We start from the raw sequence: 9,859 nt of genomic DNA on the forward strand, positions 1-9,859 counted from the left end.
TTTTTTTGGGTTGTTCTAAATCTAAAACTCCTACATATATATTTGGATTAGATTTTTTTTGACCATCAAAAGAATAAACAGCTGTATTATTGTTTTTGAGCGGAAGGTTATTTATCCATTTACCAAAATCTGTATAATTTTGATTCCTTTCATAATTTGGAGGTGTATCAAATCTCTTGAAAATCTTTAATTCACGTGTATGAACTAAACTACTTTCTTCATTTTCAAGCAATTCATTATTTGAAGATGATTTTAAAATCTGTGTGTTACAAGATGATAAAATGGTAAAAAACGATAGAGTTAAAAAAAATGTATTCTTAAAAATTTTCATTGAAATGTTGAAAAAAACGTGCTATTCTTTGGTTAAGAGTTGAATTTGATCTCTTAATTCGGCTGCTTTTATAAAATCTAAATTTTTTGCAGCATTTTCCATTTCTTTCTGCAATTTTTGTACCAATTTCTCTTTATCTTCTGTCGAATAATTTTCATTAATCTCTGCTGCTTGTTGAATCAAATGTTTTTGTTCGTAAGGATTTTCTTCAAAATCTGCTGCAGCTAAACTTAGTTTCGTTATTTTTTTGTTTAAAGCTTGCGGAACTTTATTGTGATCTTTGTTGTATTTCATTTGAATTTCACGACGACGATTTGTTTCATCAATCGTTAATTGCATACTATCTGTAATTCTATCTGCGTACATAATCGCCAAACCATTCACGTTACGAGCAGCACGACCAACCGTTTGCGTTAAAGAACGATGACTTCTTAAAAAACCTTCTTTATCAGCATCCAAAATTGCTACTAGAGAAACTTCAGGTAAATCTAAACCTTCTCTCAAAAGATTAACTCCAACCAAAACATCAAATAATCCAGCGCGTAAATCAGCCATAATCTGAACACGTTCTAATGTATCCACATCAGAATGAATATAACGACATCGAACGCCATATTTTGTCAAATATTTCGTTAACTCTTCCGCCATTCGTTTCGTTAAAGTAGTGACCAAAACACGTTCGTCTAACTCTACTCGTTTATTGATTTCTTCCATCAAATCATCGACTTGATTTTGTGTTGGACGAATTTCAATAATTGGATCTAATAATCCTGTTGGACGAATGACTTGCTCTACAACAACTCCTTCCGATTTTTCTAATTCATAATTCGCAGGTGTTGCTGAAACATAAATCACTTGATTTTGTAAAGCTTCAAATTCTTCGAATTTTAACGGACGATTGTCCATTGCAGCTGGAAGTCGGAAACCATATTCTACTAAATTCTCCTTGCGCGAGCGGTCTCCACCATACATTGCATGAACTTGAGAAACTGTAACGTGCGACTCATCAATCACCATCAAATAATCTTCTGGGAAATAATCTAACAAACAGAATGGACGAGTTCCTGGTTCGCGACCGTCTAAGTATCTCGAATAATTCTCGATTCCAGAACAATATCCCAATTCTTTGATCATTTCCAAATCGAATTCAGTACGTTCTTGCAAACGTTTTGCTTCGAGATGTTTTCCGATTTCATGATAATATTCAACTTGTTTACCCAAATCGATCTGAATATCAGCAATTGCACCATTTAAAGTGTCTTTAGAAGTAACAAAAAGATTGGCTGGATAAATATTAATTTTATCTAATTTAGTTGAAGTTTTACCTGTTTCTACATTGAAAACTGAGATTTCTTCGATTTCATCACCAAAGAAATTAATTCTGATTCCATCATCCGCATAAGCAGGGAAAATATCTAATGTATCTCCTTTAATTCTAAAATTTCCGCGTTGAAAAATACCTTCTGTTCTCGAATATAAAGCTTGGACTAATTTATGCAAAAAAGCTGTTCTCGAGATAATTTGCCCCGTTTCAATCTGAATCACATTTTTATGAAATTCTGTTGGATTTCCAATACCATATAAACACGAAACTGAAGCCACAACCAAAATATCGCGACGACCAGAAAGTAGGGAGGAAGTTGTACTTAAACGAAGCTTTTCAATTTCTTCATTAATTGATAAATCTTTCTCAATATAGGTTCCTGATGAAGGAATGTAAGCTTCTGGTTGATAATAATCATAGTAAGAAACGAAATATTCGACTGCATTATTCGGAAAAAATTCTTTGAATTCCATATACAACTGTGCCGCCAACGTTTTGTTATGTGCCAAAACTAAAGTTGGACGTTGCACATCTTGTACAACATTCGCGATTGTAAATGTTTTACCAGAACCTGTAACACCCAAAAGTGTTTGATAACGATCATTATTTAGAATACCATTTGATAATTCTTCAATAGCTTTTGGTTGATCACCAGTTGGCTTGAATTCAGAATTTAATTGAAACTGCATTCTACAAATTTACAAATTATTCAGATAAAAAAGGATTGTTATGAATTGTGATTTTACATAGAAGTTGATAAAAAATAAAAAGGCGACTTTAAGTCACCTTTTCATCAAAACCACAAAAAAATGAGAAAACTGTTTACTTAGTAAACAAACTTCCTTCCATTATTACAAGCTATTGCCCGCTATAACCATTGCAAATATATGTCGGTTTTCTGTGCGTGCACAATAATTTGTAATACTTTGTTTTATTGGTGTCGATAAAAGTTATTTATAATAGTGTTAAAACGTCTGATTACAACGTTTTCGTTGATTTGAATAAACTTTATAGTGTTAAGTTTACACTAGCGAATTTTCGCTAAATTCCATAATTTATCTAATTCGGAAATGGTTAAATCAGCTATGTTTTGACCATTTTCTTTCGCGATTTCTTCTAATTTCTGAAAACGTGTGATAAATTTTTTGTTCGATCTTTCTAAAGCATCTTCAGAATTGATGCCATTAAATCGTCCATAATTAATCAAAGAAAATAAAATGTCACCAAATTCCATCTCTTTATCTGTTGGATTTTGTTCTTCTTTGAATTCATTAATTTCCTCGATAATTTTATCAAAAACTTGATCAGAATTTTCAAATTCAAATCCAACACCTTTTACTTTGTCTTGAATTCGGTAAGCTTTTACCATTGCTGGGAGAGAAGTAGGAACGCCAGAAAGTACAGATTTGTTACCTTCTTTTAGTTTGATTTGTTCCCAATTTTGAAGCACCTTTTCTTCTGTATTTGCTTCTACATCGCCGTAAATATGTGGATGACGATGAATTAATTTGTCACAAATACCATTTAAAACATCAGCAACATCGAAGTTGTTTTGTTCTGATGCGATTTTAGAATAAAAAACTAGGTGAAGAAAAACATCACCTAGTTCTTTTTTTATTTCATCCGAATCTTTTTCGATGATGGCATCCGAAAGTTCATAAATTTCTTCGATAGATAACGTACGCAACGTTTCCATTGTTTGTTTACGATCCCACGGACATTTTTCACGTAATTCATCCATTATATCCAACAATCTTTCGAAAGCCTGTAATTGATCTTTACGTGTATTCATCTCTAATTATTCAGCGTCTTTATCTTTTTTTGCTGTTGTTTTTTTAGCAGCAGTTTTTTTAGCAGGTTTTTCTTCAGCGTCTTTTTTGTCAGCAGCCTTTTTAGCAGGAGCTTTCTTTTTTGGTCTTTCTTCCACAACAACTTCTTCTGTAGCTTCTACTTCAGCAACAGGAGCTTCTTGTGCTTGTTGAGCAGCCATTGCAGCTTCTACAGCAGCTAAGTCGATGTTTAATAATCCGTTTTTGTGTAAGATATTATACCATTGGAATAATTTTTTCAAATCAGAATCATAAACTCTTGAATCGTCATATTCTGGTAAAACTTCTTCCATATATTTACGCAATTCTGCACCAGAAGTTTTGTAATCGATCGTTTCTCCTCCGTTTTCTTTTTTGTAAATTCTGAAGAAAACTTCAGCCAAAGGAAATTCTTGTGATACTCCGTAAATAGCAACGTTGTCTAATAAACTAACATTGTAGTTAGAAGCGATTGAGATTTTTTTACCTTTTTCTAAATCTTCAACAACAAAACCACCTCTTGTTTGAGAAACTAAACGGTATAATCCTGGTTTTCCTGAAATTGCGATAACTCTTGATAAATCCATATTCTATTATGTTTAAGGGTCTATGAAGGGAATTTCATTTTGTAACTCGTGTTTACTTTCCCTTTTGTTATATTTTTTAATTTATTACTTATTAATTTCTTTTTAAAGCTCGAAATATAGTCAATAAAAAGCTTTCCTTCCAAATGATCGTATTCGTGTTGAATAACTCGAGCGCGAATATCCGAAAAAGTTTCGGTATGTTTCACCCAATTTTCATCAAAATATTCTAAAGTTACCGATTCTGGACGTGTTACATCTTCGTGAATGTGAGGAATACTCAAACATCCTTCTGTAAAAGCCCATTCATCACCTTCAGAACTACTGATTTTTTTTGGATTGATGAAAACTCGTTTGAAATCTTTTAATTCATCTTTTACATCATCATAATCTTCATCTTCTTCGAAAGGCGAGCAATCAACAACAAATAAACGTATATCTTTCCCGATCTGAGGCGCTGCGATACCAACTCCGTTAGAGTCATACATTGTATCGAACATATTTTGGATCAGTTCTTGTAAATTTTTATAATCTTGATCGATTTCTTGTGAAACTTTACGCAAGACAGGATCTCCGTAAGCTACAACTGGTAATACCATTTTCTGATCTTTTTTTATTAATTTAACGGCAAAGATACAATTTGTTATAGTTTATGTGATAAAAATGATTGTAAAATTATTACGGCACTCACTTTATCGACCATTCCTTTTTCTTGACGTTTTTTCTTTTTCATTCCTCCAGCAAACATTGCTTGAGAAGCCATTTTTGAGGTAAACATCTCATTTTCACGATGAATTTTAATCAACGGAAATTGTTCAGAAAATTTTTTCAAAAAAGGTTGAATTTGATTTTCAATCTCATTTAATTCTCCTGAAAAACGAACAGATAATCCAACTACAAGGTCAGAAACGTTTTCTTTCTCGATATATTGTTTCAAGAAATCCATCAATTTTGATGTATCAATTGTATCAACTGGCGAAGCTATAATTTGCAATTCATCGGTTACGGCAACGCCTGTTCTTTTTCCTCCGTAATCTAACGCTAATATTCGTGACATTTGGCAAATTTAAAAAAACGATTCAATAATAAATAATCTCTATGAAATCCCTTGATTATAATTTTTATATTTGTGGCTATTATTAATAAAGATGGAGAATTTAAAACAAATCATAGAAAAAGCTTGGGACAATAGAGAATTGTTACAAGAAGAGTCAACACAAATTGCAATTCGTGAAGTAATTGAGTTAATCGATAACGGACAATTACGTTGTGCAGAACCAGTTGGAGAAGATTGGCAAGTAAACGAATGGGTGAAAAAAGCAGTTGTAATGTATTTCCCAATTCAGAAAATGGAAACTTTAGAAGCAGGAATTTTTGAATACCATGATAAAATGGAATTGAAACGTAACTATGCTGAAAAAGGAATTCGTGTTGTTCCAAATGCTGTTGCCCGCTATGGTGCGTATATTTCTTCGGGAGTTATTTTAATGCCTTCTTATGTAAATATTGGTGCGTATGTGGACGAAGGAACAATGGTTGATACTTGGGCTACTGTAGGTTCTTGTGCACAAATTGGTAAAAATGTTCATTTATCTGGTGGTGTAGGAATCGGTGGAGTTTTAGAGCCATTGCAAGCTGCGCCAGTAATTATTGAAGATAATGCGTTTATCGGATCTCGTTGTATCGTTGTAGAAGGAGTTCGTGTAGGTAAAGAAGCGGTTTTAGGAGCAAATGTTGTGTTGACAGCATCTACTAAAATTATTGATGTAACAGGTGACGAACCAGTAGAAATTAAAGGTTATGTTCCTGCTCGTTCAGTTGTAATTCCAGGTTCTTATACAAAGAAATTTGCTGCAGGTGAATACCAAGTTCCATGTGCTTTGATCATCGGAACTCGTAAAGAGTCTACAGATAAAAAAACTTCATTAAACGATGCATTACGCGAGCATAATGTGGCGGTTTAAGTAGAATAAATTTTATAAAATATAATCCTCAGCAGTTTTGTTGAGGATTTTTTATTTTCGAATCAAACATATTTTAGTAGTTTTGCTTTATAACTATGTTTTATGAAAATTTTGATTATCCAACACAAGATGATAGGCGATGTTTTAATCACATCATTGTTGTGCGAAAATATCAAAAGAGCTTATCCAAATGCTATTGTTGATTATTTAATCAATAGTAATACTTTGCCTGTTTTAGAGAATAATCCATACATCGATCATAAAATTGTTTTCGATGAAAAAGAAAACAAAGGCTTGATGAATTTGATTAAATTCTCGAAAAAAGTTAATCAAAATAGATATGATATTGTAATTGATGCTTACTCAAAATTACAGAGTTGGGTAGATGTTTTTATCAATAATGCACCAAAAAAAATATCGTACAAAAAGATTGGAAGAACGTTTTTGTATACAGATAATGTAGAAAAACATGACGAACCAAATTCATATTTAGGTTTAGCAATCGAACATCGTTTGTCTTTATTGAAGCCTTTAGGAATTGAAATTCCTTTGGCAACAGAACCGAAATTGTATTTAACAGAAGAAGAAATAAACTTTGCGAAAGATTTATTTGAAAAACATCAAGTTGATTCTACTCGTAAATCAGTTATGATTAGTTTACTTGGTTCTGATCCTTCAAAAACTTATCCGTTGAATCAAATGGCAAAAATGGTTGATTTTATTGGTCAACATTATAATGTCAATATTTTATTCAATTATTTTCCGAAACAATTATCGCAAGCAAAAGAAGTATATAATCAATTATCTGATGAAACCAAATCGAAAGTTTATTTTGAATTGTTGGGTAATGATTTGCGCGAGTTTATTGCAATTGCAAACGAATGTGATGTGATTGTAGGAAATGATGGAGGAGCAATTAATATGTCCAAGGCTTTAGGGAAAAAATCGTTTATTATTTTTTCTCCTTGGATTGATAAAAAAGTTTGGGCAACTTTCGAAGATGGAATTCATCACACAAGTGTTCATTTAAAAGATTATTTTCCTGAAAAACTTGGAGATTTAAACAATCGTCAAATAAAAAAACAAGTTGATGAATTTTATTCAATCTTTGATTTCGATTTGTTTAAAGAAAAGTTAGAATATTTCTTATCACCATTAATAAAATAAAAACAGAAATTTTGAGTTTCTATTTATAAAATTAGATTACTATAGAGAATGTCTACTAAAATTTCTGCTCTACTAATTACACTTAACGAAGAAAAAAACATCAAAAGATTTCTTGATGAGGCTAGTTATGCAGATGAAATAATAATTGTAGATTCATATAGTACAGACAAAACGGAAGAAATTGCATTCCAAAATCCAAAAGTAAAGTTTGTAAAACGCAAGTTTGATAATTTCACAAATCAACGAAATTATACACTTTCTTTGGCAAAAAATGATTGGGTCACTTTTTTTGATGCAGATGAAGAACTTTCATCTGAATTAAAAGAAGAATTAATAAAGAAAGTAAATTCAAATTTACAGGATGTAGCTTTTATGGCTTATCATTCATTTTATTTTAAGAATAAGAAAATAGAATTTTCTGGTCAGCAAAATGTGAGAGCTGTTCGTCTTTTTAGAAAATCTAAATGTAGATATAAAGATGGTTTGATGGTTCATGAATTATTAGAATGTGATGGGGCAGTAGGTGATTTGGAACAAAAAGTGAAACATCATACGTTTATTGATGAAGAATATTATTTAGATAAACTTAATAGTTATTCTCGCTTACGAGCACAAGAACTTCGTCTCAAAAATTTGAAACCATCATTTTATCATTATACCATAAAGCCTGCTTATCGTTTTTTCAATTATTTTGTGGTGAGATTTGGTTTTTTAGATGGAAAAGATGGTTATACAATTGCAAAACTACATGCAATTTCTGTTGCAAATCGTTATAAATATTTGGACGAAATTTATAGAAAAGAAAATCAAAACTTAGGTTAAATAAAGAAGTTTGAGATTTTATTATACATTTGTCATACATTAAAAATAATACAATGAAAGCATATGTTTTTCCAGGACAAGGCGCTCAATTCTCTGGAATGGGTAAAGACTTGTACGAAAATTCTGAAATCGCAAAAGAATTATTTGACAAAGCAAACGAAATCTTAGGATTTGATATAAAATCAATTATGTTTGAAGGTTCTGCTGAAGACCTAAAACAAACAAAAGTTACGCAACCAGCAGTTTTTTTACATTCTGTTATTTTAGCGAAAATTTTACCAGATTTTAAACCAGAAATGGTTGCAGGACATTCTTTAGGAGAAATTTCTGCTTTAGTTGCAAATGGAACTTTAGACTTTGAATCTGGATTAAAATTAGTTTACAAACGTGCTTTAGCAATGCAAGCTGCATGTGAAGCTAATCCATCTACAATGGCTGCAATCTTAGGGTTAGAAGATAAAATTGTAGAAGATGCTTGTGCAGAAATTGATGGAGTTGTAGTGGCTGCAAATTACAATTGTCCAGGTCAGTTAGTGATTTCTGGAGAAATTGAAGCGGTTAATGTAGCATGCGAAAAACTGAAAGAGTTAGGTGCAAAACGAGCATTAGTTTTACCAGTAGGAGGAGCTTTTCACTCACCTTTAATGAAACCTGCTGAAGAAGAATTAGCACAAGCTATTGAAGAAACAACATTCAATACTCCAATTTGTCCAGTTTATCAAAATGTAAGCACAACAGCTGTTACAGATCCTGCTGAAATTAAGAAAAACTTGATTGCTCAATTAACTGCTCCAGTAAAATGGACGCAATCTGTTCAAAATATGATTGCTGATGGTGCGAGTGAATTTATTGAGGTTGGACCAGGAAATACTTTACAAGGTTTAGTGAAAAAAATAAACAGAGAGGTCTCAACTTCTTCGGCACAAATCTAAACGAAATGAAAACATACCGTTCCAATGGAAAATTATTCCTTATCGGGGAATATATTGTAATTGATGGAGCGAAAGCATTTGCATTGCCCACGAAATATGGGCAATGTTTGTTTGTAGAAAATTCATCAGAAACAGAAAATTTAATCACTTGGAAAGCGACAAAATTTGATAATTCTATTTGGTTTGAAGCTGAAATTAGATTGAATGATTTAGAAATAATTTCTTCTACAAACGAGAAATTAAGTCAATCATTACAAAATATTTTAAAACAAGCTAAATCGTTAAATCCTGATTTTTTTAATTCTAATAATAGTTATCAATGTTTAACGAAGTTAGAATATTCGCAAGAATGGGGATTGGGAAGTAGCTCGACTTTGATTGATTTGATTAGCCAATGGATTGAAATAAATCCTTTTGAATTGAATAAATTGACTTTCAATACAAGTGGTTATGACATTGCTTGTGCACATCATCATCAACCGATTTTGTTTTCGAATAATCCAATTGAAGTAGAAGAATTGGAATTGAATTGGAATTTTAAAGATCAACTTTATTTTGTTTATCTTAATCAAAAGCAAGATACGCAAGCCGTTGTGGGAAATCATTACAAAAACAAACCAAAAGATTGGAAAATGATTCAGGATCTTTCTGATTTGGTTATTCAAGCAACTAAAGTTGAGAGTTTAACTGATTTAGAATCTATTTTAGATGAATATCAAGCACGATTAGGTGATTTTATGCAAATTCCGCAAGTTAAAGAATTGTATTTCCCTGATTATTTAGGAACTGTAAAAAGTCTTGGAGCTTGGGGCGGAGATTTTGTCTTAGTGACGTATAGAGAAGGAATGAACGATTATTTTAAAGAAAAAGGATATGAGATTATTATTCCATTTTCTGAAATGATAAAATAACAAAAAAGCAGATTTG

General features: G+C 31.7%; 11 protein-coding genes. 5 read left to right on the forward strand and 6 right to left on the reverse strand.

Features of this window, described 5'->3' with window-relative positions:
* The 6 genes from B2X73_RS04995 to ruvX form a co-directional block, all read right to left on the reverse strand.
* Positions 1 to 331, reverse strand: a 331-nt coding sequence (locus tag B2X73_RS04995; RefSeq protein WP_291095882.1) for a DUF4846 domain-containing protein, incomplete at its 3' end; no start/stop codon positions are given.
* 21 nt (positions 332 to 352) lie between these two features.
* The gene (uvrB, locus tag B2X73_RS05000; protein ID WP_286496129.1) at positions 353 to 2,344 is read right to left on the reverse strand and encodes an excinuclease ABC subunit UvrB; all 1,992 of its coding nucleotides are present in this window, start codon (positions 2,342 to 2,344) and stop codon (positions 353 to 355) included.
* 338 nt (positions 2,345 to 2,682) lie between these two features.
* A complete protein-coding gene (gene mazG / locus B2X73_RS05005) occupies positions 2,683 to 3,447 on the reverse strand; it encodes a nucleoside triphosphate pyrophosphohydrolase (RefSeq protein ID WP_114999814.1) in 765 nt (254 codons plus the stop codon).
* A gap of 6 nt (positions 3,448 to 3,453) precedes the next feature.
* On the reverse strand, positions 3,454 to 4,050 hold the full coding sequence (locus B2X73_RS05010; protein WP_291095884.1) for a DUF5606 domain-containing protein: 597 nt from the start codon (positions 4,048 to 4,050) through the stop codon (positions 3,454 to 3,456).
* Positions 4,051 to 4,070: 20 nt separating this feature from the next.
* Positions 4,071 to 4,646, reverse strand: a complete 576-nt coding sequence (gene def / locus B2X73_RS05015; protein ID WP_114999818.1) for a peptide deformylase — start codon at positions 4,644 to 4,646, stop codon at positions 4,071 to 4,073.
* Positions 4,647 to 4,690: 44 nt separating this feature from the next.
* The gene (gene ruvX, locus B2X73_RS05020; RefSeq protein ID WP_038333513.1) at positions 4,691 to 5,104 is read right to left on the reverse strand and encodes a Holliday junction resolvase RuvX; all 414 of its coding nucleotides are present in this window, start codon (positions 5,102 to 5,104) and stop codon (positions 4,691 to 4,693) included.
* A gap of 91 nt (positions 5,105 to 5,195) precedes the next feature.
* On the opposite strand from ruvX, the gene B2X73_RS05025 reads away from it, so the two are divergent.
* The 5 genes from B2X73_RS05025 (at position 5,196) to B2X73_RS05045 (ending at position 9,843) form a co-directional block, all read left to right on the forward strand.
* The gene (locus tag B2X73_RS05025) at positions 5,196 to 6,011 is read left to right on the forward strand and encodes a 2,3,4,5-tetrahydropyridine-2,6-dicarboxylate N-succinyltransferase (protein ID WP_125350148.1); all 816 of its coding nucleotides are present in this window, start codon (positions 5,196 to 5,198) and stop codon (positions 6,009 to 6,011) included.
* Positions 6,012 to 6,113: 102 nt separating this feature from the next.
* On the forward strand, positions 6,114 to 7,178 hold the full coding sequence (locus tag B2X73_RS05030) for a glycosyltransferase family 9 protein (protein ID WP_286496130.1): 1,065 nt from the start codon (positions 6,114 to 6,116) through the stop codon (positions 7,176 to 7,178).
* 48 nt (positions 7,179 to 7,226) lie between these two features.
* Positions 7,227 to 8,000 carry a glycosyltransferase family 2 protein gene (locus tag B2X73_RS05035; protein ID WP_286496131.1) on the forward strand — a complete coding sequence of 258 codons (774 nt, stop codon included), beginning with the start codon at positions 7,227 to 7,229 and terminating at the stop codon, positions 7,998 to 8,000.
* A 53-nt stretch (positions 8,001 to 8,053) separates the two neighbouring features.
* Positions 8,054 to 8,932 carry an ACP S-malonyltransferase gene (gene fabD / locus B2X73_RS05040; RefSeq protein ID WP_114999826.1) on the forward strand — a complete coding sequence of 293 codons (879 nt, stop codon included), beginning with the start codon at positions 8,054 to 8,056 and terminating at the stop codon, positions 8,930 to 8,932.
* Positions 8,933 to 8,937: 5 nt separating this feature from the next.
* Entirely contained in the window at positions 8,938 to 9,843 is a 906-nt protein-coding gene (locus B2X73_RS05045) for a GYDIA family GHMP kinase (RefSeq protein ID WP_291095886.1), read from the forward strand.
* The last annotated feature ends 16 nt before the right edge of the window (positions 9,844 to 9,859 follow it).

The sequence above is a fragment of the Empedobacter sp. UBA7252 genome, from assembly GCF_002472765.1.
Taxonomy (GTDB): Bacteria; Bacteroidota; Bacteroidia; order Flavobacteriales; family Weeksellaceae; genus Empedobacter; species Empedobacter falsenii_B.